Annotated in this window: 21 protein-coding genes; 9 read left to right on the top strand and 12 right to left on the bottom strand. The window is 50.3% G+C overall.

The annotated features are described in order from the left end of the window. Nucleotides 1–28 precede the first annotated feature (28 nt). Nucleotides 29–1102: a glycosyltransferase family 9 protein gene (locus BEB54_RS15395; protein WP_105277675.1), complete on the top strand. Its 1074-nt coding sequence runs from the start codon at nt 29–31 to the stop codon at nt 1100–1102. Nucleotides 1103–1127: 25 nt separating this feature from the next. Here the strand turns inward: BEB54_RS15395 and BEB54_RS15390 are convergent, their stop codons facing one another. From BEB54_RS15390 to rfaD, 4 genes are read right to left on the bottom strand one after another with little or no spacing between them, the layout of a single operon-like run. After that, nucleotides 1128–2393 (bottom strand): O-antigen ligase family protein, encoded by a 1266-nt coding sequence (locus BEB54_RS15390; RefSeq protein WP_105277676.1) that lies wholly within the window; start codon nt 2391–2393, stop codon nt 1128–1130. 9 nt (nt 2394–2402) lie between these two features. Next, nucleotides 2403–3362: a lipopolysaccharide heptosyltransferase RfaC gene (gene rfaC, locus BEB54_RS15385; RefSeq protein ID WP_105277677.1), complete on the bottom strand. Its 960-nt coding sequence runs from the start codon at nt 3360–3362 to the stop codon at nt 2403–2405. Between the two features lie 3 nt (nt 3363–3365). After that, the gene (rfaF, locus tag BEB54_RS15380) at nt 3366–4412 is read right to left on the bottom strand and encodes an ADP-heptose--LPS heptosyltransferase RfaF (protein WP_105277678.1); all 1047 of its coding nucleotides are present in this window, start codon (nt 4410–4412) and stop codon (nt 3366–3368) included. Between the two features lie 9 nt (nt 4413–4421). After that, a complete protein-coding gene (gene rfaD / locus BEB54_RS15375) occupies nt 4422–5354 on the bottom strand; it encodes an ADP-glyceromanno-heptose 6-epimerase (protein WP_000587764.1) in 933 nt (310 codons plus the stop codon). A 213-nt stretch (nt 5355–5567) separates the two neighbouring features. Here rfaD and kbl point away from each other — a divergent pair, with 213 nt between their 5' ends. The 3 genes from kbl to waaH all read left to right on the top strand — a co-directional run bounded on the left by kbl (nt 5568) and on the right by waaH (nt 9249). After that, a complete protein-coding gene (gene kbl, locus BEB54_RS15370) occupies nt 5568–6764 on the top strand; it encodes a glycine C-acetyltransferase (RefSeq protein WP_105277679.1) in 1197 nt (398 codons plus the stop codon). 13 nt (nt 6765–6777) lie between these two features. After that, entirely contained in the window at nt 6778–7803 is a 1026-nt protein-coding gene (gene tdh / locus BEB54_RS15365; protein WP_105277680.1) for an L-threonine 3-dehydrogenase, read from the top strand. Between the two features lie 411 nt (nt 7804–8214). Then, the gene (gene waaH / locus BEB54_RS15360; RefSeq protein ID WP_024240353.1) at nt 8215–9249 is read left to right on the top strand and encodes a UDP-glucuronate:LPS(HepIII) glycosyltransferase; all 1035 of its coding nucleotides are present in this window, start codon (nt 8215–8217) and stop codon (nt 9247–9249) included. On the opposite strand, the gene BEB54_RS15355 is transcribed toward waaH, so the two are convergent. From BEB54_RS15355 to gpmM, 3 genes are read right to left on the bottom strand one after another with little or no spacing between them, the layout of a single operon-like run. Then, entirely contained in the window at nt 9236–10195 is a 960-nt protein-coding gene (locus BEB54_RS15355) for a divergent polysaccharide deacetylase family protein (RefSeq protein WP_088542001.1), read from the bottom strand. The genes waaH and BEB54_RS15355 overlap by 14 nt on opposite strands. Before the next feature lie 3 nt (nt 10196–10198). After that, on the bottom strand, nt 10199–11458 hold the full coding sequence (gene envC / locus BEB54_RS15350; protein WP_230146813.1) for a murein hydrolase activator EnvC: 1260 nt from the start codon (nt 11456–11458) through the stop codon (nt 10199–10201). A 33-nt stretch (nt 11459–11491) separates the two neighbouring features. After that, nucleotides 11492–13036, bottom strand: coding sequence for a 2,3-bisphosphoglycerate-independent phosphoglycerate mutase (gene gpmM, locus BEB54_RS15345; RefSeq protein WP_105277681.1), 1545 nt, complete (start codon nt 13034–13036; stop codon nt 11492–11494). A 245-nt stretch (nt 13037–13281) separates the two neighbouring features. Between gpmM and BEB54_RS15340 the strand changes: the two genes are divergently transcribed. The 5 genes from BEB54_RS15340 (at nt 13282) to cysE (ending at nt 16555) form a co-directional block, all read left to right on the top strand. After that, nucleotides 13282–13713 (top strand): rhodanese-like domain-containing protein, encoded by a 432-nt coding sequence (locus tag BEB54_RS15340; protein ID WP_001156181.1) that lies wholly within the window; start codon nt 13282–13284, stop codon nt 13711–13713. Nucleotides 13714–13853: 140 nt separating this feature from the next. Continuing rightward, nucleotides 13854–14105 (top strand): glutaredoxin 3, encoded by a 252-nt coding sequence (grxC, locus tag BEB54_RS15335; RefSeq protein ID WP_000024392.1) that lies wholly within the window; start codon nt 13854–13856, stop codon nt 14103–14105. Between the two features lie 62 nt (nt 14106–14167). Beyond that, nucleotides 14168–14635 carry a protein-export chaperone SecB gene (gene secB / locus BEB54_RS15330; protein WP_000003377.1) on the top strand — a complete coding sequence of 156 codons (468 nt, stop codon included), beginning with the start codon at nt 14168–14170 and terminating at the stop codon, nt 14633–14635. Then, a complete protein-coding gene (gene gpsA, locus BEB54_RS15325; protein ID WP_001076194.1) occupies nt 14635–15654 on the top strand; it encodes an NAD(P)H-dependent glycerol-3-phosphate dehydrogenase in 1020 nt (339 codons plus the stop codon). Before secB ends, gpsA begins: the two co-directional genes overlap by 1 nt. 79 nt (nt 15655–15733) lie before the next feature. Next, nucleotides 15734–16555, top strand: coding sequence for a serine O-acetyltransferase (cysE, locus tag BEB54_RS15320; RefSeq protein WP_001277561.1), 822 nt, complete (start codon nt 15734–15736; stop codon nt 16553–16555). A gap of 52 nt (nt 16556–16607) precedes the next feature. Here cysE and trmL read toward each other — a convergent pair whose 3' ends face one another. From trmL to BEB54_RS15290, 5 genes are all read right to left on the bottom strand, one after another. Further along, nucleotides 16608–17081 carry a tRNA (uridine(34)/cytosine(34)/5-carboxymethylaminomethyluridine(34)-2'-O)-methyltransferase TrmL gene (gene trmL, locus BEB54_RS15315; protein WP_000932361.1) on the bottom strand — a complete coding sequence of 158 codons (474 nt, stop codon included), beginning with the start codon at nt 17079–17081 and terminating at the stop codon, nt 16608–16610. A gap of 47 nt (nt 17082–17128) precedes the next feature. After that, nucleotides 17129–18319: a quinone-dependent L-lactate dehydrogenase gene (gene lldD / locus BEB54_RS15310; protein WP_032304041.1), complete on the bottom strand. Its 1191-nt coding sequence runs from the start codon at nt 18317–18319 to the stop codon at nt 17129–17131. Next, a complete protein-coding gene (lldR, locus tag BEB54_RS15305; protein ID WP_001304974.1) occupies nt 18316–19092 on the bottom strand; it encodes a transcriptional regulator LldR in 777 nt (258 codons plus the stop codon). Before lldR ends, lldD begins: the two co-directional genes overlap by 4 nt. Beyond that, nucleotides 19092–20747: an L-lactate permease gene (gene lldP / locus BEB54_RS15300; protein ID WP_001297977.1), complete on the bottom strand. Its 1656-nt coding sequence runs from the start codon at nt 20745–20747 to the stop codon at nt 19092–19094. Before lldP ends, lldR begins: the two co-directional genes overlap by 1 nt. Before the next feature lie 416 nt (nt 20748–21163). After that, nucleotides 21164–25888, bottom strand: a complete 4725-nt coding sequence (locus BEB54_RS15290) for a YadA-like family protein (protein ID WP_105277682.1) — start codon at nt 25886–25888, stop codon at nt 21164–21166. Between the last annotated feature and the right edge of the window lie 10 nt (nt 25889–25898).

The following is a 25898-nucleotide window of genomic DNA, read 5'->3' as shown; positions in this document are numbered from 1 at the left end:
CCTGAAACTAAAATTATATGGTATAAAAATGCGTTTAGGAACTTTTCACAAAAAGAAAAGATTTTATATAAACAAAATCAAGATTAATTTTCTTTCTTTTTTATTTCGTAAAAAAATCAATAACCAAGTTACAGATCTCGCACAAGTTAAATCATGCCTTATCATTCATGATAATAATAAACTCGGTGATTTAATTGTATTAAGTTCGATTTATCGTGAGCTTTATAGTAAAGGAGTTAAAATAACCATTCTCACAAATAGAAAGGGAGGGGAGTTTCTCTCTAACAATAAAAATATATTTGGATTCTGTATTAAAGAATCAACAGGTTTCCTTAAAATGCTTACTCTATGTAAGCATTTGCGGGATTTACAGTTCGATATTGTATTAGACCCCTTTGAAACTATGCCCTCATTTAAGCATAGCTTAATATTATCAAGTTTAAAAGATTCTTACATTCTGGGTTTTGATCAATGGTATAAGCGTTACTATTCATTCTACCATCCCCATGATGAATGTTTAAAAGAACATATGAGTACACGAGCAATAGAAATACTGAAGCATATTTATGGTGAGGGTGAATTTTCCACCGACTACGACTTGCATTTGCCTGTAGATGTTGAAAATAAAATAATAGATTTTATTGGGAATACAAGGATAGTCATCATTAACCCATTAGGTGCAAAAAAAATATGCCGACTTACGTTTGAACAAATAAAAGTTATATATCAAGAAGTGAAAGTACAATTTGAGAATTATCGAGTGATATTTACTGGGTTACCACAAGATTTATTGACAATACCAATACCTGAAATTGAAACACTACCATTTGACGAGTTTATTTATACTGTTGCGTTGACCAAGTATAGTGATTTTGTCATTTCTGTTGATACTGCTCTTGTTCATATCGCTGCTGCTTATCATAAACCAACTCTTGCATTTTATCCTAATTCACGTACTCCGGAATATCCCTCATATTTAATTTGGGCTCCGAATAATAATCAATCTATACAAATAGTATCTCCAACATTTACGATAAAAGATATCGATACTGAAATTTTAACTGATTCAGTAAAGAGATTAATTTGTATAGATAAGAAGTGAGTTAAAACTCACTTCTTAAACTTGTCTATTCTTGATTAATAGTATTGTTGCGATTATTAATAACAAGCAAGAGGACTATAGCGGATATAACGATAATTGGAATGCTGCGTGCCCATATGATTACATCACTGAGTCCAATCCCCACTATGCCAAGCGTTAATATCAACAAACCCAATGCGCGTTTTTTATATGCTGTATAAAATAGTGAATAATAGAGGAAAAGGGTAGAAAAAATCCCCATCAGACCTTTTAGTGACGCTGCTTCAATTATCTCATTATGTAGGTGTACGTTAGAAAACTCCAATGCCCCTCTTAGCCTGTTGTGTTCTGCAACTAACAAATTCATACTTTCAGCGCGCGACTCTGCAGATCTAAATGAAAAAGGTGACTTTTTGAATATATCCAAACCAATTTCGTACATTGCCAGCCTTGCACCTAAGGAAGTCACGCTATTAGCATTGGTATAACTGTTTAAATCATTTAATGCTTCATTATAGCGATTCTGTATTGGTTTATTAAATATAATTACAATACTAGCCAATATAGCAATTAGAAGAACAATAGCGGAAGTAAATTTCTTAGGTGATTTATTATAATAAGCTATTAATGTAACAGCACAAATTACAGGAAACAGGAGTAGTGTTGCTCTGGTTTGTGTCAGCGCCAGAATATAAAGTACCGCGCAACTATTAAATAAAAATAAAAAAGGATGGTTTTTCTTAGTATAAAGAATCGCAGCACCACTAACTATCCCTATTAGCATTGTTGAATATGCCGCTCCTGTTGCCGTTCCTACACCAAAAGAAATACGGTCATATTCATGAATGCTATTAATATACATTGCATATCCAGCAATTATAAATGACAGAGAATATAAAATGTATAATACACTCTCTTTTTTATTTTTTAGCTGACTAGTTAGTGCTAAAAAAACAATAAAAGAACCAAATATAAATATTTTGGCAGTATTTAAATAACTATGGTAAGTAGCACGAAATGGCGAGTTATCTACTTTAAATATAGAATACCAAATTAAATCAAGCAAGCCTATAAAAATTATAGAAAGGGGCAGAATAAGGTTTTTTATATTGTAATTTTTTTGTCTGCCACGCAAAATTAGTGCCAATAAGCAAGTTATAGCAGTGATGTTATACATCTTTATGCTGAATGTGTTATCGACGAATGCAATTATTAATGAAAAAAAACATAATATATAAGTTATTATCTCTAAAATCATAGATGATTTCGGAGTGTAAGGTTTCCATGAATGAAGTTTAATGAAGGTTGGCATGTTTTACCTTTATAATGATGATAACTTTTCCAAAACTGCTTGACCGTTGAGATTATTTAAAATTTTCCCCGGTGCCCTACATACCATCTGATTCTTCCCATACCCGCCAATTAATCCCGGATCGGTTGGCCCATAAACCGTGATATTCGGTCGATCCAGTGCTGCAGTTAAATGGCTTAATCCTGTATCGACTGACACAACAAATTTAGCCCCCGCCAGCACACAAGCAACGCCTTCCAGACTCATCTTCGGCAATACTTCAACATAAGCAAATCCTTCCGCCAGTCTTTTTGCCCGCTCTTCTTCATGCGGCGCGCCCCACGGAAGTTTAATGCGAATCCCTGAATCTGCCAGTAAACCAATCAACTCTCGCCAGTGTGCTTCCGGCCAGTGTTTATCATCACGGGTCGTCGCATGAAGAAATATGGCATATTCGCCAGCATCTGTAGGCAGGTTCGTCAGGAAATGCTGTGCGATAGCATAATCGCCCTGGGTTTGCGGTTTGCTATAGCCCAGACTTTTGGCAAACAGTTCGCGGGTGCGTTCTACGGCGTGCTGCTGTTTTGCAATATGATGCTTACGATTGTAAAACAGGCTGGCTAAAGGTTCGCGTGCGGTTTGCCAGTCCATTCCATGCTTTACGCCATGCGCCAGACGCGTAACTAGTGCCGCGCTTTTTACCAGCCCCTGAGCGTCGATAACTGCGTCATAGTTCTCTGCTTGTAGCGCTTCACGAAACGCTTTGCGTTCAGCTTTTATGGAGGCCGAGAACCAGGCTTTACGCCAGCGACGTATTGCCACAGGAATAACTCGCTCAACGGCGGCGTGCCAGGAAGGAATTTGTGCGAACCCTTCTTCCACCACCCAGTCAAACTTAATCCCCGGGATTGCCTGCTGGGCATCAGTGAGTGCGGGCAACGTATGGAGAACATCGCCCATCGACGATGTTTTAACGATCAAAACCCGCATCCGTCAGGCTTCCTCTTGTAACAATAGCGCGTTGAGTTCTTCCAGTACGCGCTGGGGAGTAATATCGATCAAGCTCTGGTGATAACCCTCCTCAGCGTCACCTTTACGGACTTTGTGATAGCCGGTAATCAGGCGGATCACGCGCGCTTTATGGGATAGCGGCGGTGTGAAATCCGGGCTACTCGGACCATACAGGGCGACCAGCGGACGATTAAGCGCCGCCGCAACGTGCATCAAACCCGAATCGTTAGTGACAATGGCCTTACAGGCTGCAATCAGGATAACCGCTTGATCAAGCTGTGTTTCCCCCGCCAGATTCCGACACCACGCCTGCTGCTCGTTATTCAGAGCGGCAAGAATCTCATTGCCCGCCTCATGATCTTTCGCCGAGCCAAACAGAACAACCTGATAGCCTTCATCAATGAGCTGCTTTGCCAACTCTGCATAATGGTAGTGTGGCCAGCGTTTTGCCGGACCAAACTCCGCTCCGGGGCAAAAGCCAATCATCGGACGTTCTGATGAGAGCGAAAATTGATTGCAGGTATATGATTTTTCACCTTCGCTCACCTGCAACTGCGGCCATAACAATGGCTGCGGCAGATCTTGTGCGGTACGCATAACGCCTTTGTCATAGGCCAGCGCGACATAGCGTTCCACCATTAGCGGCCAGGCTTCTTTATCGAGCACGCGTACATCGTTGAGTAAACCGTAGCGCATCTCGCCGCGCCAGCCGGTGCGATGAGGAATTCCCGCGAAGAAAGGCACTAATGCGGATTTGAAGGAGTTGGGTAAGACGTAGGCGCGGTCATAGCGCTTTTCACGAAGACTATGACCCAGTTTGCGGCGTTCGCCGATTTCCAGCGAACCGTGACCGAGAGGCATAGGGATAGCTTCGTTAACTTCCGGCATCCGCGATAACAATGGACGGCACCATGCCGGTGCCATCACGTCGATTATCGCCTGGGGATAGCGCGCCTGGAGCGTGCGATAGAGACTTTGCGACATCATCATGTCGCCAACCCAAGACGGGCCGATCACCAGTATTTTCATGCAGAGCTCTTATGCGTCGCGATTCAGCCAGGCCATGTATTCCGTTACACCTTCAGCAACGGTTTTGAACGGTTTGTCGTAACCCGCCGCGCGCAGATTCGTCAGATCTGCCTGAGTGAACGCCTGATAGCGGCCTTTCAGTTTATCCGGGAACGGAATGTATTCGATCTGGCCTTTCTTGTGATAAGCAAGCGTAGCATCTGCTACTGCCTGGAAGGATTCTGCACGACCGGTGCCGAGGTTGAAGATGCCGGAAACGCCATTTTCCAGGAACCACAGATTCACATCAGCCACGTCGCCCACATAGACGAAGTCACGTTTGAAGTTCTCGCTACCTTCGAACAGCTTCGGTGATTCACCGTTGTTAAGCTGAGTGTTGAGATGGAAAGCGACGCTCGCCATGCTGCCTTTATGGCCTTCACGCGGTCCATAAACGTTGAAATAGCGGAAGCCAACAATCTGCGAGTTCGCTTCTGGCAGGATTTGGCGAACATATTCATCAAACAGGAATTTTGAGTAACCGTAGACGTTCAACGGTTTTTCGTACTCGCGGGATTCAATAAAGTCGGAGGTGCGACCGCCGTAAGTGGCCGCGGAAGAGGCATACAGGAACGGGATTTCGCGTTCCAGACAGTAGTGCAGCAGCTCTTTGGAGTATTGATAGTTGTTATCCATCATATACTTGCCATCCCACTCGGTGGTGGAAGAGCACGCGCCTTCGTGGAAAATCGCTTCGACATCGCCGAACTCTTCGCCAGCCATAATCTGGATCAGGAAGTCTTCCTTATCCATATAGTCCGCGATATTCAGATCCACCAGGTTCACAAACTTGGTGCCGTCTTTCAGGTTGTCCACCACCAGAATATCGGTGATGCCTTTATCATTCAGGGCCTTAACGATGTTGCTGCCGATAAAGCCCGCGCCGCCGGTAACGATGATCATAACTGTAACCTTCGAATTATGGAGTCAGAGACAATCTCAGACACGAATGCTTCTATCATATCACTACACGGCGTTCGCTTCAGCCATTCGCCAAAAGTGAGATTGATGGACGTTATTTATCCTGAATTTTGCAGAAGTGTTAACGCGTCATCTCGTCGCAACCTATAAGTTTGGGTAATATGTGCTGGAATTTGCCCTGTCTGGAGAATCGCAATGCGTGGAGAATTTTATCAGCAGTTAACCAACGATCTGGAAACCGCAAGGGCGGAAGGGTTGTTTAAAGAAGAGCGCATTATTACGTCTGCGCAACAAGCAGACATCACTGTGGCTGATGGAAGCCACGTCATTAACTTTTGTGCCAATAACTATCTCGGACTGGCGAATCATCCGGATCTGATTGCGGCGGCAAAGGCGGGAATGGATTCTCACGGTTTCGGCATGGCTTCGGTGCGTTTTATTTGTGGCACTCAGGACAGCCATAAAGAGCTTGAACAAAAACTGGCGGCCTTCCTGGGGATGGAAGATGCGATTCTCTACTCTTCCTGCTTTGATGCTAACGGTGGCCTGTTCGAAACGCTGTTGGGCGCGGAAGACGCCATTATCTCCGACGCACTGAACCACGCGTCTATTATTGATGGTGTGCGTCTGTGTAAAGCTAAACGCTATCGCTATGCCAATAACAATATGCAAGAGCTGGAAGCGTGCTTGAAAGAAGCGCGTGAATCCGGGGCGCGTCATGTATTAATCGCCACCGATGGTGTGTTCTCTATGGATGGCGTAATTGCCAACCTGAAAGGGGTTTGCGATCTCGCGGATAAATACGACGCTTTGGTGATGGTTGATGACTCTCACGCCGTCGGTTTTGTCGGTGAAAACGGTCGCGGCTCCCATGAATACTGCGATGTGATGGGCCGTGTTGACATCATCACCGGCACGCTCGGTAAAGCCTTAGGTGGCGCTTCTGGCGGTTACACCGCAGCGCGTAAAGAAGTCGTTGAGTGGCTGCGTCAGCGTTCTCGTCCGTACCTGTTCTCCAACTCGTTGGCACCGGCCATTGTTGCCGCTTCCATCAAAGTGCTGGAGATGGTCGAAGCGGGCAGCGAACTGCGTGACCGTCTGTGGGCGAACGCGCGTCAGTTCCGTGAGCAAATGTCGGCGGCGGGCTTTACCCTGGCGGGAGCCGATCACGCCATTATTCCGGTCATGCTTGGCGATGCAGTAGTGGCGCAGAAATTTGCCCGTGAGCTGCAGAAAGAGAGGATTTACGTCACCGGTTTCTTCTATCCGGTCGTTCCGAAAGGTCAGGCGCGTATTCGTACCCAGATGTCTGCGGCGCATACCCCTGAGCAAATTACGCGTGCGGTAGAAGCGTTCACGCGTATTGGTAAACAACTGGGCGTAATCGCCTGAGTGAGGATGTGAGATGAAAGCGTTATCCAAACTGAAAGCGGAAGAGGGCATCTGGATGACCGACGTTCCTGAACCGGAACTCGGACATAACGATCTGCTGATTAAAATCCGTAAAACAGCCATCTGCGGGACTGACGTTCACATCTATAACTGGGATGAGTGGTCGCAAAAAACCATCCCGGTGCCGATGGTCGTGGGCCATGAATATGTCGGTGAAGTGGTCGGTATTGGTCAGGAAGTGAAAGGCTTCAAGATTGGCGATCGCGTTTCTGGTGAAGGCCATATCACCTGTGGTCACTGTCGCAACTGTCGTGGCGGTCGTACCCATCTGTGCCGCAACACGATCGGTGTCGGTGTTAACCGTCCGGGCTGCTTCGCAGAATATCTGGTGATTCCGGCGTTCAACGCTTTCAAAATCCCCGACAATATCTCCGATGATCTGGCTTCCATTTTTGATCCCTTCGGTAACGCCGTGCATACCGCGCTGTCGTTTGATCTGGTGGGCGAGGATGTGCTGGTCTCTGGTGCAGGCCCGATTGGTATTATGGCGGCGGCGGTGGCGAAACACGTTGGTGCACGTAACGTGGTGATTACTGATGTTAACGAATACCGCCTTGAGCTGGCGCGTAAAATGGGTATCACCCGTGCGGTTAACGTCGCCAAAGAAAATCTCAATGACGTGATGGCGGAGTTAGGCATGACCGAAGGCTTTGATGTCGGTCTGGAAATGTCCGGTGCGCCGCCAGCGTTTCGTACCATGCTCGACACCATGAACCACGGCGGTCGCATTGCGATGCTGGGTATCCCGCCGTCTGATACGTCTATCGACTGGACCAAAGTGATCTTTAAAGGCTTGTTCATTAAAGGTATTTACGGTCGTGAGATGTTTGAAACCTGGTACAAGATGGCGGCGCTGATTCAGTCTGGCCTCGATCTCTCGCCGATCATTACCCATCGTTTCTCCATTGATGATTTCCAGAAGGGCTTTGACGCTATGCGTTCGGGCCAGTCCGGGAAAGTTATTCTGAGCTGGGATTAACACGAACAAGGGCTGGAATACCAGCCCTTGAAGCTGATGGCAAACACAAAATTGCCTGATGCGCTACGCTTATCATGCCTACGCGGTTCCTGCAAAATATTAAATTTGCACAATTTGGTAGGCCGGATAAGGCGTTTACGCCGCATCCGGCATAAACAAAGCGCACTTGGTCTACAATCTGAAAATCCAAAATACCAGCCCTTTTCCCTGAGGATAATCTGTTAAATATGTAAAATCCTGTCAGTGTAATAAAGAGTTCGTAATTGCGCTGATCTCTTATATAGCTGCTCTCATTATCTCTCTACCCTGAAGTGACTCTCTCACCTGTAAAAATAATATCTCACAGGCTTAATGGTTTCTTAATACAAAGCCTGTAAAACATCAGGATAACTTTAGAGGTCGTCGGTATTTATGATGAACAGCACCAATAAACTCAGTGTTATTATCCCGTTATATAATGCGGGAGATGATTTCCGTACTTGCATGGAATCTTTAATCGCGCAAACCTGGACTGCTCTGGAAATCATTATTATTAACGATGGTTCAACGGATAATTCTGTTGAAATAGCAAAGCATTACGCAGAAAACTATCCGCACGTTCGTTTGTTGCATCAGGCGAATGCTGGCGCATCGGTGGCGCGTAATCGTGGGATCGAGGTGGCGACGGGCAAATATGTCGCTTTTGTCGATGCTGACGATGAGGTCTATCCCACCATGTACGAAACGCTGATGACCATGGCGTTAGAGGACGACCTCGACGTGGCGCAGTGCAATGCTGACTGGTGTTTTCGTGAAACGGGAGAAACCTGGCAGTCCATCCCCACCGATCGCCTTCGCTCAACCGGCGTATTAACCGGCCCGGACTGGTTGCGGATGGGGCTTTCTTCCCGCCGTTGGACTCACGTTGTCTGGATGGGGGTTTATCGTCGTGATGTCATTGTTAAAAATAACATTAAATTTATTGCCGGATTACATCATCAAGATATTGTCTGGACAACAGAATTTATGTTTAACGCGCAACGCGTGCGATATACCGAGCAATCGTTATATAAATATTATTTGCATAATACGTCAGTGAGCCGATTGAATAGACAGGGAAATAAAAACCTTAATTATCAACGCCACTATATTAAGATTACCCGACTGTTGGAAAAGTTAAATCGCGATTACGCAGACAGAATAGTGATTTACCCGGAATTTCATCAACAAATAACTTACGAAGCATTACGTGTTTGCCATGCGGTACGTAAAGAGCCAGATATTATTACCCGCCAACGGATGATTGCTGAGATATTTACTTCCGGTATGTATAAGCGCCTGATTTCCAATGTACGCAGCATAAAGGTGGGTTATCAGGCGTTACTGTGGTCTTTCCGCTTATGGCAATGGCGCGACAAAACGCGGTCGCACCATCGCATTACGCGTAGCGCCTTTAATTTGCGCTAGCGTTAAGTTTTGCCGCTTCGGGCTGCTTGCCCCAGCCTTGCCACTGATGCTGGAAGTAAACGATCAGCGTGCTCTGGCTGATGCTTTCGCTTAATACTTCAAAGAAGCGATTAGCATAAACCGGTTCCAGCGGTTTCTTCGGTTTACACAGTTTCACGCCACGGAACGGATTATGCGGTGCATCAGGCACAGCGTTTTTCGGCGGTGTAGAAGTATCAACCTGCGGTTCATTCAGCAAGCTGCTGGCTTTCACCAGTGTAATGTCTGGCGGCAGGTTATAAACCATCTGTTGCAACACGCGTACCGTTGAAGGGTGAGGATGCCCAATGGCAATGGTCGAACCGTTGCGACGCGCCAGGTCAATTGCACGATTAAACTGCACACGGATGTCTGCTTCGTTCTGTGAATCGTCGAGGAACACCTTCCGTTTAATAACCTTCACGCCAGTGCCTTGCGCGGCGCGCATCGCCTGGGTATTACCGATGGTTACGCTGTCGAGGAAGTAAAGATTGTAACGCTCCAGTGCCTGCATCACTTTCTGCATACCAAACAGGTTAGAGGTCATCTTGCTACCCATGTGGTTGTTGATCCCCACGGCATAGGGCACGTTATTGACCGCACTACGAATAATGCGCTCAATTTCGTCGCTGCTCATCTCCGGGCGCAGCGTATTTTTCTCCAGCGGCTGTTTACTCAACGGTGCCATTGGCAGATGAATCAACACTTCGTGACCGCTGTTATGCGCTTTGGTCGCCATCTCTCTGGCGTGCGGTGAATCGGGTAATACAGCGACGGAGATAGCGGAAGGCATCGCCAGCACCTGGTTTTCGTTGTGCGGGCGATACCCAAAATCATCAATGACGATGGCAAGTTTGCCAGCAAGTACGGGGGAGGAGAGCGCCAACAGAGCGGCAAATGCAAGAACGTTACGACGAAATGGAAACAAAACTTATCTTCCCAACCACGGCTGTGGATTGACCGCCTGACCCTGGCGGCGAATTTCGAAATAGAGTGAAGGCCGACCCTGACCGCCACTGCTGCCCACCAGTGCAATTGGCTGGCCCGCGCGAACCTGCGAACCAACGCTCACCAGTGCGCTCTGATTATAGCCGTAAAGACTCATGTCGCCTTTACCATGCTCAACCACCACCACCAGACCGTAGCCTTGCAGCCAGTCAGCCAGAATCACCCGACCGTCGGCAATCGCTTTAACTTCAGTACCTTCAGAAGCACCAATCACCATCCCTTTCCAGCGCAGCTCACCCTGTAGCTGCTCGCCATAACGATGCAGCGTCGGCCCGCGAACCGGCCAGAATGCCTGACCACGCGGCGCGCCCAGGCCACCAGTTCGGGACATCAGCGATTTTTCGCTTTCGGTCGGTTTGTAGGTGGTGCCTTTGCGCGTCGCTTCTTTCTGACGGTCGCGAACCGCCTGGGCTTCGCGCGCCTCACGTTCAGCACGCGCTTTCGCTGCCGCTTCCGCACGGGCAATGCTGTTACGTAGACGAGATTCGTTGGCGCGCAGCTCGCTCAACTGTTGTTGACCTTGCTGGATGGAAGACTCTAGCCCAGCCAGCGTCTTTTTACGCTCGTTCAGCGCTTGGGTCAGCTTCGCCTGTTGGGCGCGCTGCTCATATAACAGCGTTTGCTGCTCGCTCTGTTTCTCTTCCAGCTCGGCGCGTTGCATAGCGACTTCTTCACGCGTTTGTTTCAACTGAGCAATGGTTTCTTGTCGCGCCTGGTTGAGATAACCGAAATAAGCCTGTAAACGCTGACCACGCTGGCTTTCTTCACCGCTGAGAATGAGCTGAATACCGGTATGCTCGCCCTGACGAAACGCGGCATCCAGTTGCGCGGCGAGGCTGCGTTCCTGGGCGGCTTTTTGCTGCTCCAGTTTGGCAATCGATGCGTTCATCTCATCAATCTGTTTATTCAGTTGATTGAGTGTGTTTTGCGTTTCGCGCAGCTTGCGAGTGGCTTCAGAGATCGCTTCTTCCTGCTTTTTCAATTGTGCGAGCAGGCTTGCGCGTTGTTGTTGCTTTTGGCGTACCGCGCGCTCTTTCGCGGCGATATCGGCCTGAATAGATTTGAGTTGGTCGCGATCATCCGCGTGGGCGGAAAAGGCGCACAACAATACGCCAGCGCTAAGAACGCTGGCGTAGATGATGGGCCTGATTGCAAACCTGCGCGGTTTCACGGCCCGTGTCATGGTATTAATCGCCTTTCCCCTCATGGGGAGGGATTATTCCACGATGAACAGCGGCTTACCAGTCATCTCTTGCGGGATTTCCATACCCATCAGCGACAACATGGTCGGCGCGATGTCAGAAAGTTTGCCGCCTTCAACCGCTTTCACGTTCTTATCGCCAACGTAAATCAGCGGAACAGGCAGGTTGGTGTGCGCTGTGTGCGCCTGACCCGTTGCCGGATCGCGCATCTGTTCAGCGTTACCGTGGTCAGCGGTGATCAGCAGTTGTCCACCCACGGACTCAACCGCTTTCGCGACTTCTTCCACGCAGTGATCCAGCGCTTCAACCGCTTTAACCGCCGCTTCCATCACCCCGGTGTGACCTACCATGTCGCCGTTCGGATAGTTACAGATAATGGTGTCGTATTTGCCGCTCTTGATTGCCGCAACCAGTTTTTCGGTCAGCTCTGCGGAGCTCATTTCCGGCTGCAGGTCGTAAGTTGCCACTTTCGGCGAGTTGATCAGAATGCGATCTTCGCCTTTGAACGACTCTTCTACACCACCGTTAAAGAAGAAAGTGACGTGAGCATATTTTTCGGTTTCGGAAATACGCAGTTGAGTTTTGTCGTTTTTCGCCATCCACTCGCCGAAGGTGTTAACCAGAGAAGCTGGCGGGTAAGCAACCGCAGTTTTGATGTCAGCGGCGTATTCGGTCAGCATCACGAAATCGACGTTAACCACTTTCTTACGCGCGAAGCCATCGAAATCAGCGTTCACGAATGCACGAGTGATTTCACGCGCGCGGTCAGCACGGAAGTTCATGAAAATCAGCGCATCGCCGTCTTCCATTGCCGCGTCTGGCTGACCTTCTGCACGGATAACGGTCGCTTTCACGAATTCGTCGTTTTCGTCGCGAGCATAAGCAGCCTGCAAACCGGCAACAGCGGTGTCGGCATGGAATTCGCCCTGCGCCAGCGTCAGCAGGTCATACGCTTTTTCAACGCGATCCCAACGATTGTCGCGGTCCATTGCGTAGTAACGACCAATGATGGACGCTACGCGGCCTTTGCCCAGCGCGGCAAATTTCTCTTCGAATTTTTTCAGCGAGGATTCAGCACTGCGCGGCGGGGTGTCGCGACCGTCAAGGAATGCGTGCAGGTAGATTTTTTCTGCGCCGCGTTCCGCTGCCAGTTCTACCATCGCCATGATGTGATCTTCGTGGCTGTGTACACCACCTGCGGAGAGCAGACCCATAATGTGTACTGCTTTGCCTGCGTTTTTCGCTTTATCTACCGCACCAGTCAGCACCGGATTAGCGAAGAAAGCGCGATCTTTGATTTCAACGTCCAGACGAGTCAGGTCCTGATACACGATGCGGCCGGCACCCAGGTTAACGTGGCCTACTTCGGAGTTACCCATTTGACGGTCAGGCAGACCGACTTCCAGACCTGAAGCGTCGATCAGGGTATGCGGACGATTGGCCCACAGTGCATCCATTACCGGGGTTTTAGCACTAAAAATGGCGTTATCCTGCTGTTCTTCGCGATAGCCATAGCCATCCAGAATCACCAGTACCATAGGTTTTTTAGAAACCGACATTGCGACAACCTCATACTCAAGAGTCAAAATTTGCGTAATTTTACTACAGCTGAATCGATAAAATAGCCTCTGAAGATCAAAATATACGACCGCTCGCGGCAAGCCGATGCCAGATTTATGCTTTTTTTTTCGTAGCGCCCCGCAAAATTGCATTCCAGTTAACGCGCTGGCTGTATTTGCCGCACCGCGCAGGTATACTCCTTTCCTGGTTTTTTTAATCACTACGTCGGGAGTTGTTACCCCCCATGCAAGAAATTATGCAATTTGTTGGCCGTCATCCCATACTGAGTATCGCCTGGATCGCGTTACTGGTGGCGGTTCTTGTGACTACGTTTAAGAGTCTGACCTCGAAAGTGAAGGTGATTACTCGTGGTGAAGCTACACGTCTGATCAACAAAGAAGACGCTGTGGTTGTGGATTTACGTCAGCGTGATGACTTCCGTAAAGGCCATATCGCAGGTTCTATCAATCTGTTGCCGAGCGAAATCAAAGCCAATAATGTTGGTGAGCTTGAGAAGCACAAAGACAAGCCGGTTATCGTGGTAGACGGTTCTGGCATGCAGTGCCAGGAGCCTGCAAACGCGCTGACGAAAGCAGGTTTTGCGCAAGTATTCGTGCTGAAAGAGGGCGTAGCTGGCTGGGCTGGCGAGAACTTGCCTCTGGTGCGCGGCAAATAATTTACCTGCCGTCTTTCATGATGCAGGCCGTTAGCTGCAATTAGGCCCCCTGAGACTTATTGTTATAAGCTTCTGGGGACACTCCATTTTGCTGCCGCCCTGCAACATGAAATTTCAGGGTAAAAAACAGGAGCTAATTTATGGCCAATGTTGAAATCTATACCAAAGAAACCTGCCCGTATTGCCATCGTGCGAAAGCACTGCTGAGCAGCAAGGGTGTGAGTTTTCAGGAGTTGCCGATCGATGGCAACGCCGCTAAGCGTGAAGAGATGATCAAACGCAGCGGTCGCACCACGGTTCCCCAGATTTTTATTGACGCACAGCACATTGGCGGCTGTGATGACTTGTATGCATTGGATGCACGTGGTGGACTGGATCCCCTGCTGAAATAACGTGTGAACGTTGGCATTACATTGCGCAGTATTTAAGGACAACACTTAAGGGTTTTCGACACATGTCAGAACAAAACAACACTGAAATGACTTTCCAGATCCAACGTATTTATACCAAGGATATCTCTTTCGAAGCGCCGAATGCGCCGCACGTTTTCCAGAAAGATTGGCAGCCAGAAGTTAAACTTGATCTGGATACGGCATCTTCTCAACTGGCAGATGACGTTTACGAAGTGGTACTGCGTGTTACCGTAACGGCATCCCTGGGCGAAGAAACTGCGTTCCTGTGCGAAGTTCAGCAGGGCGGTATTTTCTCCATCGCGGGTATCGAAGGCACCCAGATGGCACATTGCCTGGGCGCATACTGCCCGAACATTCTGTTCCCGTATGCTCGTGAGTGCATCACCAGCATGGTATCCCGCGGTACATTCCCGCAACTGAACCTTGCGCCGGTTAACTTCGATGCGCTGTTCATGAACTATTTGCAGCAGCAGGCTGGCGAAGGTACTGAAGAACATCAGGATGCCTGATGAACCAACGTAATGCTTCAATGACTGTGATCGGTGCCGGCTCGTACGGCACTGCTCTTGCCATCACCCTGGCAAGAAATGGCCACGAGGTTGTTCTCTGGGGCCATGACCCTGAACATATCGCGACGCTTGAACGCGACCGCTGTAACGCCGCGTTTCTCCCCGATGTGCCTTTTCCCGATACGCTCCATCTTGAAAGCGATCTCGCTACCGCACTGGCAGCCAGCCGTAATATTCTTGTCGTCGTGCCAAGCCATGTCTTTGGTGAAGTGCTGCGCCAGATTAAACCGCTGATGCGCCCTGATGCGCGTCTGGTGTGGGCGACCAAAGGTCTGGAAGCGGAAACCGGACGTTTGTTACAGGACGTGGCGCGTGAGGCGTTAGGCGATCAAATTCCGCTGGCGGTTATCTCTGGCCCAACGTTTGCGAAAGAACTGGCGGCAGGTTTACCGACGGCTATTTCGCTGGCCTCGACGGACCAGACCTTTGCCGATGACCTCCAGCAATTGCTGCACTGTGGCAAAAGTTTCCGCGTTTACAGCAACCCGGATTTCATTGGCGTGCAACTTGGCGGCGCGGTGAAAAACGTCATTGCCATTGGCGCGGGGATGTCCGACGGTATCGGTTTTGGTGCGAATGCGCGTACGGCGCTGATCACCCGAGGTCTGGCTGAAATGTCGCGTCTTGGCGCGGCGCTGGGGGCCGATCCTGCCACCTTTATGGGCATGGCGGGGCTGGGTGATCTGGTACTTACCTGTACCGACAACCAGTCGCGTAACCGCCGTTTTGGCATGATGCTCGGTCAGGGCATGGATGTACAAAGCGCGCAGGAGAAGATTGGTCAGGTGGTTGAAGGCTACCGCAATACGAAAGAAGTCCGCGAACTGGCACATCGCTTCGGCGTTGAAATGCCAATAACCGAGGAAATTTATCAAGTATTATATTGCGGAAAAAACGCGCGCGAGGCAGCATTGACGTTATTAGGTCGTGCACGCAAGGACGAGCGCAGTAGCCACTAAAACCAGGGAACCTTTGTTACCGCTATGACCCGGCCCGCGCAGAACGGGCCGGTCATTATCTCATCGTGTGGAGTAAGCAATGTCGTGTGAAGAACTGGAAATTGTCTGGAACAATATTAAAGCTGAAGCCAGAACCCTGGCGGACTGTGAGCCAATGCTGGCCAGTTTTTACCACGCGACGCTACTCAAGCACGAAAACCTGGGCAGTGCACTGAGCTACATGCTGGCGAACAAGCTGTCATCGCCAATTATGCCTGCCATTGCTATCCGTGAAGTGGTGGAAGAAGCCTACGCCGCCGACCCGGAAATGATCGCTTCTGCGGCCTGTGATATTCAGGCAGTGCGTACCCGCGACCCGGCAGTCGATAAATACTCAACCCCATTGTTATATCTGAAAGGTTTTCACGCCTTGCAGGCGTATCGCATCGGTCACTGGCTGTGGAATCAGGGCCGTCGCGCGCTGGCTATTTTTCTGCAAAACCAGGTATCTGTGACGTTCCAGGTGGATATTCATCCGGCGGCAAAAATTGGTCGCGGTATCATGCTCGACCACGCGACGGGCATTGTGGTGGGTGAAACTGCGGTGATTGAAAATGACGTGTCGATTCTGCAATCCGTTACCCTTGGCGGTACGGGAAAATCTGGCGGCGACCGTCACCCGAAAATTCGTGAAGGCGTGATGATTGGCGCAGGTGCGAAAATTCTCGGCAATATTGAAGTTGGGCGCGGTGCGAAGATTGGCGCAGGTTCCGTGGTGCTGCAACCGGTACCGCCACATACCACCGCCGCTGGCGTTCCGGCACGCATTGTCGGTAAACCAGACAGCGATAAGCCATCAATGGATATGGATCAGCATTTCAACGGCATTAACCATACGTTTGAATATGGGGATGGGATCTGACGTCCTGTGATTGTGCCGGATGCGATGTAATCATCTATCCGGCATACAGTAACTAATCTCTCAACACCGCTCCCGGATACCCCAGCTGCCGCCAGGCTTCATACACCACGACCGACACCGCATTGGACAGGTTCATGCTGCGGCTGTCCGGCACCATTGGAATGCGAATTTTTTGTTCAGCGGGCAGGGCATCGAGAATGCTCGCGGGCAGGCCGCGTGTTTCCGGGCCAAACATCAGATAGTCGCCATCCTGATAACTTACGGCGCTGTGTGCGGGTGTGCCTTTCGTGGTGAGGGCAAACAGACGCTGGGGATTTTCTGCTTCCAGGAACGCAGCATAGTTATGATGGCGCGTAACGGCGGTAAATTCGTGGTAGTCCAGTCCTGCGCGGCGCAGGCGCTTGTCGTCCCAGGCAAATCCCATCGGTTCGATGATATGCAGACGAAAGCCGGTATTAGCGCAAAGACGGATGATGTTGCCAGTATTTGGCGGAATTTCTGGTTCGTAAAGTACGATGTTTAGCATACTGCCCCCTTAGTGCGGGGGCAGGATAGCAGATATTCATCTAACTCTTAAGCCGCATTCCCTTTCGCCATCGGAGCCAGCGCCGCAGGCAACTCTTTACCCAGCCCCTGCACCAGCGAATCTTGCGTAATTTCACTGATCGATTTTGCGCCAGTGAGCGTCATCGCCACTTTCATCTCTTTCTCTATCAGATTAAGCAGATTTGCCACGCCCGCCTGGCCCGCCGTTGCCAGCGCATACAGGAAAGCACGACCCAGCAGTACAGTATCGGCACCGAGCGCAATCATACGCACGACATCAAGCCCGTTACGAATGCCGCTATCTGCCAGAATGGCGATATCACCTTTCACCGCATCTGCAATAGCAGGCAATGCACGGGCAGAAGAGAGTACACCATCCAGCTGGCGGCCACCGTGGTTAGAAACCACAATGCCATCTGCGCCAAAACGTACCGCATCACGCGCATCTTCTGGGTCGAGGATCCCTTTGATCACCATCGGGCCATCCCAGAAATCGCGGATCCACTCAAGGTCTTTCCATGAGATAGAAGGATCGAAGTTATTCCCTAGCCAGCCGATGTAATCTTCCAGTCCGGTCGGTTTGCCGAGATAAGTCGAGATATTACCGAGATCATGCGGACGACCATTCAGGCCCACATCCCACGCCCATTGCGGATGCGTTACCGCCTGCAAGTAGCGGCGCATTGCCGCGTTCGGGCCGCTCATTCCAGAGTGCGCATCACGGTAACGCGCACCAGGCGTTGGCATATCCACAGTGAAGACCAGAGTTGAACAGCCTGCCGCTTTTGCACGCTCCAGCGCGTTACGCATAAAGCCGCGATCGCGCAGCACATATAACTGGAACCACATCGGACGCTTGATGGCGGGGGCGACTTCTTCAATTGGGCAAACAGAAACGGTCGAGAGAGTAAACGGAATGCCATGTGCATCCGCCGCTTTTGCGGCCTGAACTTCGCCGCGTCGCGCATACATGCCACACAAACCTACCGGACCTAGCGCCACCGGCATCGACAATTTCTCATTAAACAGTGTCGTTTCCAGGCTTAAGTCGGACATGTTTTTCAGAATTCGCTGGCGCAGCGCCACTTCTGACAAATCTTCCACGTTGCGGCGCAGCGTGTATTCAGAATATGCCCCCCCATCCATATAGTGGAACAGGAACGGTGGCAGAATGCGTTGTGCTGCGGCGCGATAATCGCTGGCTGCGGAAATAATCATGCGTTTTTCTCCCTCGAATGCTCATTATGGTCACCAGGCAGGCGGGTAATGCGTGCATGGCGAGCTTGATCTTCATCGAATCGTTTCATGGTGGTGTGAACAAAGCTAAGGTGCGCCATCATTGCTTTACGCGCCCCGTCAGCATCACCGGCAAAAATGGCGTCAATGACAGCCTGATGTTGTTCGGTCAGTTGTGAAAAAACCGGGGGCACCAGATACATCCGCTGACGGCTATGCTTCACTGAGGATTGCAGGACATCGAAGAAACCACGCATGGTTTGCAGCAACACAATGTTATGTGAGGCTTCGGCAATCGCCAGATGAAAACGAACGTCCGCTTGTGAGGCGAGATCCGGGTCTTCGCTGAGTGTTGCTTCAAAGCAAAGCTGAATTTTCTCTTTTTCGCCAGGCGTGGCGCGCATTGCTGCATGCCACGCGGTGCTGGCTTCTATGGCGTAGCGGGCTTCCAGAATATCGAAACTGTAATCCGGATCATCGGCCATCAGCGTTTTCAACGGCTGGACGATGTTTTGCTCCGACCATGTGTCATGACGCCAGCGAATAAACGTCCCGCCGCCGCGTCGACTGAGCAACACACCTTCGCTCACCAGTTTCGCCAGCGCCTCGCGCAGTGAATTTCGCGATACACCGAGTTGCATTGCCAGTTGACGTTCAGCGGGCAATTTCATGCCCGCCTCCAGGTTTTTTTCATCAATCAGCGCCCGCACACGATCGGCAACCTCGTCTGACAGGCGTCTGGGTAAAACAATCATTAAGGAATCATCCACGTTAAGACATAGGCCTGAAGCGTGGTGATCACGCCCACCATACAGGTGAAGATCAGGCTGTGTTTGACAGTAAAGCGGAACAAATCAGACTCTTTGCCCACCAGTCCTACCGCCGCACAGGCGATAGCGATAGATTGCGGAGAGATCATTTTGCCGGTGACACCACCGGTGGTGTTGGCAGCAACCAGCAACAGGTCAGAAACGCCAATTTGTTGTGCGGCGGTAGCCTGCAAAGCGGCAAACAAAGCATTAGATGACGTATCCGACCCGGTCAGGAATACCCCAAGCCAGCCGAGGAACGGCGAGAAGAAGGTGAATGCATGACCGGTATGCGCCAGTGCCAGCGCCAGTGTTGATGACAGTCCGGAATAGTTCGAAATAAAGGCGAATGCCAGCACCATACCGATGGAGTAGATAGGCAGAGCCAGTTCTTTTAGGGTGCTGCCGAAGGTGCTGATAGCGTCAGATGGTTTCATCTTCAGCCAGACAATCGAAAGCAGGGCAGCAAACAGAATGGCGGTACCGGTAGCAGAGAACCAGTCGAACTTAAACACGGCGGCGTAAGCTGTCGCTTCGCTGACCACTGGTGGCATACGGGCAACCAGTTTATCGAGGTACGGCACCGGAATATTGATCACCCACTCATACAGCGCGCCACCCGATGCGAACAGGGCTTTAAACGGCGGGATACTCCACAGTGTTACGGTAGCGGTCAGGAACAGGAACGGTGTCCAGGCACGTAATACCTGACCCGCGGTGTAACCGGTGTGGGCCAGCGTCATATCAACCTGTGACGCCCCCAAATCACCAAAACGGAATACGCGCACCGGCTGCCAGCGTTTGAGGAACAGTGTCAGGCAGAGCAGCGATACCAGCGAAGAGATAATGTCTGGCAGTTCCGGCCCAATGAAGTTAGAGCTGAGGTATTGAGCGATGGCAAACGAGCCGCCCGCAACCACGACCGCAGGCCAGGTTTCTTTGATACCGCGCCAGCCGTCCATAATCGCCATAATCCAGAACAGCACGATAATGGTCATAAACGGTAGCTGACGCCCCACCATCTGGCCAATCTCAAAGCTGTCGATGCCTGTTACCTGCCCGGCGACCAGAATCGGAATACCCATCGCACCAAATGCCACTGGCGCGGTGTTAACAATCAGGCACAGCCCGGCGGCGTACAGCGGTTTAAAGCCCAGGCCGACCAGCAATGCGGCGGTAATTGCTACCGGTGCGCCAAATCCTGCGGCCCCTTCGAGGAACGCGCCGAAACAGAAACCGACGATCAGCATTTGCAGGCGCTGGTCAGGGGTTATCGAAAGAATAGACGAGCGGATGATGTCAAACTGCCCGGTTTTCACCGAGATCTTATAGACGAACACCGCTGCAATAATGATCCACGCGATGGGCCACAAACCGTAGAAGAAGCCATAAACCACCGAGGCCAGCGCGTTAGCGACCGGCATTTTATAGAACAGCAAAGCCACGGCAAGGGCGATTGCCACCGTCCACGAGGCGGCGACGTATCCTTTCAGTTTGAGCTTAATCAGCGCAAAGAAGAAAAACAGAATGGGAAGCGATGCTATCAGGCTGGAAAGCCAGATATTCCCGGCGGGATCATAGTTTTGTTGCCAGAGATTCATTGCAGGTCTCCTGCAGTCCACACACGCCGCGTGATGAGTCTGTTGCTCATCTCCGTGTCACACGTTGTGTAAAAGTGGCACTGCCAATTGTGTTGTGTAGGGATAATGACAATGAATAGTTAACCAAATGTTATATATTAGCAACATTGATGTGAGCTTTAATTGGGGAACTGTGAACCAGAGGTCAGATAAGCGAAGAATTGGTAGGGCCAATTTGGAGTGAGGGAGATGTCTGTAAAGAAAAGGGCAATTCCCATCAGGGAATTGCCCTCAGATTGTTGATCTGGTGCGTCTTATCTTGCCGGATGCGGCGTGAACGCCTTATCCGGCCTACAGGAATGTGCTGAATCATCCCGTAGGTCTGATAAGCGTAGCGCATCACGCAATTTGGCGTTTACCCATTCTTTAATGGATCATTACCACTGAATACCGGCACCGAGTGCGGCGGAGTATTCACCCTGGCTATTGGTACTACCTTGTAATTTGTAGACCCAACGACCATTGGCGCTCACCATCGACACACCTAAAGCAACAGCCGATTCGCCGTTGTAAGTACCACCACCAATAGAGGCCATGCTGGCTCCCGGCGTGTAAGCCTGCGGCAGACCGGTCATTGCCATTGCGGAAGCGATACCACCGCTCAACTTGCTTTCGGTTTTGGACAGTTTGTTATCCATCTCAACCATGCGCTGATCGGTGTATTGCTTCGTTTCCTGCACACTTTGCTTCAACTGTGCATAGTTCACTGCGTCGTTGTTGTTCACGCCAGCAGAAACGTTGCTGATGCGAGTCGTACCGCCATTGCCGCCACCGAGAGTGATGTTGCTGTAGTCGATAGAGCCATCAGCTTTGGTGTCGTAGCGAACGCCACCTGCTTCGGAAGACTTCAGTTGCGAAACGTTAACCGCATCGGTGGCATTAACACCGGCAGCAACGTTGGTGATACGGCGCTGGTTGGTAGAAGAACCCACAGAGATTGTGTTTTCTTCGTTGGCCACGGAGCCTGTACCCAGAGCGACGCTGTTGTCAGCGGCAGCAATGGATCCAGAACCAATCGCCACACTGTCTTTACCCTGGGCGTTAGCATCTACGCCATCGGTGTTGGTCTTGAAGTACTTGGTGCTACCTGTGGTCACGATATCGCCAATACCGTTCTCGATATTGGTCACGCGAGTATCCAGATTCGTCACCTGATTGTTCAGGTTAGTAATGCTCTGGGTATTCTGGGAAACCTGCGCATCCGTTACTTTCAATTGACCCACGTTGACCGCATCGGTATCCGCCGAACCAGCCGCGACGTTGGTGATCTGACGTTGACCGTCTTCGCTACCTACGGAGAATTCACCCACAGAGTTCTGCGGTGCATCCATGTTGTAGGCGGTGTAGCCAGTTTGTGCGCCACGGGTAGTTTGAGAACCATTACCCATTGCAATGCTGTTTGCATGGTTTGCACGCGCGTTGCTACCGATAGCAATACCGTTAATCGCATCTGCCAGAACTAAAGTGTTCAGGCCGATACCAATACCTGCATTACCATTAACGATGGTTTTTGCGCCCATTGCCAGCGAGTCTTCACCGACTGCCAGTGAGTCTTCAGCCGTTGAGTTGGCGTGATAGTATTTGGTCGGCGTGGTGGCTACTGCACCAATCGCATTCTGCAACTGGCGAACCGTAACGGCATCATGGGCTTCAGAACCATCGGCAACATTGATGATTTGACGGTATTTACCTTCATCACCAATTGATAATGCGCCAAGCAGTTCACCGTCAGTTGTGTCATAACCAATCACAACACCTTCTTCCGATACGCTGGTGTCACGAGAACCTTTAACTATTACACGGCTGGAAACGGAACTGCTACCAAGAGCGATACCTGTATCAACGTTGCTGTAACTGTCCTGGCCGATGGCCACGCTGCTATCGCCTTTGGCAACAGAGTTATAACCCACAGCGGTAGAGCCAATACCTGCTGCGCTGGCATCGGTGAAGGTTAAACCGGTGTCATTGGTACGCACATAGTTAATACCTGCACCATTTTCTTCGATGTAGGTTTCACTGGTGTTACCGGCAAGCTGATTGATAACTTCGCTGTTCTGCTGGATCAGCATATTGGTGTTAAACAGCTGAGAACCGTTGATAGCATCGGTGCTACCTTCACCAATGTTACCATCAGCAACGTTTGTGATAATGCTGGCCTTGCCGTCATGACTGGCGTTGTAAGCCCCTTCGCCGTTATTGGCGGTCGCATCCCACAGCAGCGCGTTCTCATCAAGCGCATCCAGAGCTTCACCGACATTGTTGTACTCGGCATTCGCAATGGTGTAAGTCGGCGCAGTGATAGTACCATCAGCGTTAACTTCTGCATCACCGCCCAGAGCATCAGCGATATATTTGTTAGTGGTATAGAGTTGTGAGCCGTTAATCGCGTCGCTGCTGGTGGCAGAGATTGCACCATTTGCGACGTTAGTAATCTTACTGGCAGTGTTATCTACCCCACGACCGGCGCTGAATGCACCAGCACCGTCATTGGCTGTTGCATCCCAGAGCAGGGCGTCATCCAGCGTGGTATCGATCGCTTCCAGTGCGTCACCAACGTTGCTGTAACTGCCGCCAGCGATGGCATAAGTCGGTGCGGTGATACTGCCATCCGCATTCACCACAGCGTTCCCGCCCAGAGCATCGGCAATGTAGTCACTAACGCCATAAAGCTGTGAACCGTTAATAGCGTCGCTACTGGTGGACGAGACTGCACCGTTTGCAATATCAGTGATTACACTGGGATCATTATTAATGCCGTGTTTGGCGCTGAATTTGCCTGCGGTTGTATCCCAGAGCAGAGCATCACCGAGAGAATCACTAAATGAAGTGTTAATCGCAGCCAGAGCATCCCCGACGTTAGTGTAGTCAGTGCCGCCAATACTATAGGTTGGCCCGGTTAATACACCTGTATCGCTAATATCAGCCCCACCACCCAGATAGGACGTGAATGAATCAGCCAAACCGTAAAGTTGTGAGCCATTTATGGCGTCAGTGCTGTCAGAGGAGACTATGCCAGCTTGTACGTTGCTGATTTTGTTGGTGGCGTTAGTGCCGTGTGCAGCGGTGAATGCGCCTGCGGCGTCGTCCCATTTCAGGGCGTCTTCACTAAGGTCAGTCACCGTATCAGTCAGGTTAGTGATATTGCTGGTATTGGTAGCGATATTGGTGGTGTTTGCCGCCACATCGTCCTTGGTCGCTTTCAGCTGAGAACCGTTGACGGCGTCGGTGCTGGTATCAGAGAGTTCGCCGGCGGTGACATTGGTGATTTTGTTGGTGGCATTAGTGCCGTGTGCAGCGGTGAATGCGCCTGCGGCGTCGTCCCATTTCAGGGCGTCTTCACTAAGGTCAGTCACCGTATCAGTCAGGTTAGTGATATTGCTGGTATTGGTAGCGATATTGGTGGTGTTAGTCGCCACGTTATCGTTAGTGGTTTTCAGCTGAGAACCATTAACGGCGTCGGTGCTGGTGTCAGAGAGCTCGCCAGCGGTGACGTTAGTGATTTTGTTGGTGGCGTTAGTGCCGCGTGCAGCGGTGAATGCGCCTGCGGCATCGTCCCATTTCAGGGCGTCTTCACCGAGGTTAGTCACCGTATCAGTCAGGTTAGTGATGTTGGTGGTGTTAGTCGCCACGTTATCGTTAGTGGTATTCAGCTGAGAACCGTTGACGGCATCGGTACTTGTGGCGGAAAGGTCGCCAGCGGTGACGTTAGTGATTTTGCTAGTGGCATCTGTACCATGTGCCGCACTATATCCCTTTTTAAGGGAGTCCCATTGTATCGTATTCGTGTTTAGATCCGCTAAGGCGTCGCCAACATTGCCATAAATACCATTTTTCAGTCTGTAATTTGGGGAAGTCACGACGCCCTGCGAATTGACGGTCGCTCCTCCACCAAGATTATCTGCTACTGACTTACTGATAGCATAAAGCTGTGATCCATTGATGGCATCAGTACTGTTATTGTCGATATCACCTTTTGCCATATTGACAATTTTTCGCTGAGCAGTTGTGTTACCCACGGAGACAGTATCCGCTTCAGTCGCGACAGAACCAGCACCCAGAGCAATTGAATTTTTACCTTGAGCAGTGGCCTGAGCACCAATTGCAATGCCATTTTCTAAACCGGCATAACTGCCTTGTCCAAGAGCAATGGCATTTGCCCCACCGGTAATACTCCCATTTCCCAGTGCGATTGCATTTACGCCGTCAGCTTTATTCGCCTGGCCGATGGCAATGGCGCCCGCAGCGATTGCCTGGCTTTGATTACCCAGAGCAATCGTGTTATCGGTATTTGCAATACTCCCGGAGCCCAACGCGATACTGTTAAGCCCATTTGCCTCCGCTTTAGTACCCACTGCCGTTGCATTTTCAGCGGCTTCGGTCTCAGCGCCAATCGCAATCGCGTTTGCTGCGCTGGCGAGAGATTGTCTGCCTAAAGCGAGGCTGTCTGTGCCGTTAGCTGCACTATTTGCTCCCAGTGCCATAGAATATTCTTTCGAGGCATTGGCAGTGTCACCGAGGGCGATACTCATTATTCCTAAGGCTTTGCTCCCATGTCCTACTGCGATGGCTTTATCAGCACCTGTTTTCGCGCTATCACCTTGTGCAATAGAAAATTCGCCTATTGATTCCGCATAACGACCAAATGCGATTGAATAGTCACCTGTTGACGTTGTCGATGCGCCCATAGCGAGACTTCGCTGGCCTATTGAGGTGGTATTAATCCCGAACGCCATTGATGCTTCGCCAATCGAATGAGTCTTACCGCCGATGGCTGTTGACCATCTTCCCTCGGCGTTTGACTGATAACCCACTGCGGTACTGGAGCCACCACCGGTGTCTGTATAAGCATTTGCTCTTGCATCCTCACCGACAGCAACCCAGCCTGTTCCTGTACCCTGACCATAATCAACGCCACGACCAGTATCTTTCCCCACTAACTGTGCGGATGCGCTGAATGAAAACGCCAGGCTGTTGATACCAATCACCGTCGCCAGCATGAGCTTACTGCGCCCGCTCTTTTTTCCACGACTTTTCGCCGTTTCACTGGCAACGCTATAGCTGCCCGTTGCCGGATTCCAGATAACTTTAAATATTTTGTTCATTCGTGATGCT

The sequence above is a fragment of the Escherichia sp. MOD1-EC6021 genome, from assembly GCF_002965245.1.
Taxonomy (GTDB): Bacteria; Pseudomonadota; Gammaproteobacteria; order Enterobacterales; family Enterobacteriaceae; genus Escherichia; species Escherichia coli_F.
This window is presented reverse-complemented; position numbering and strand designations above follow the sequence as displayed.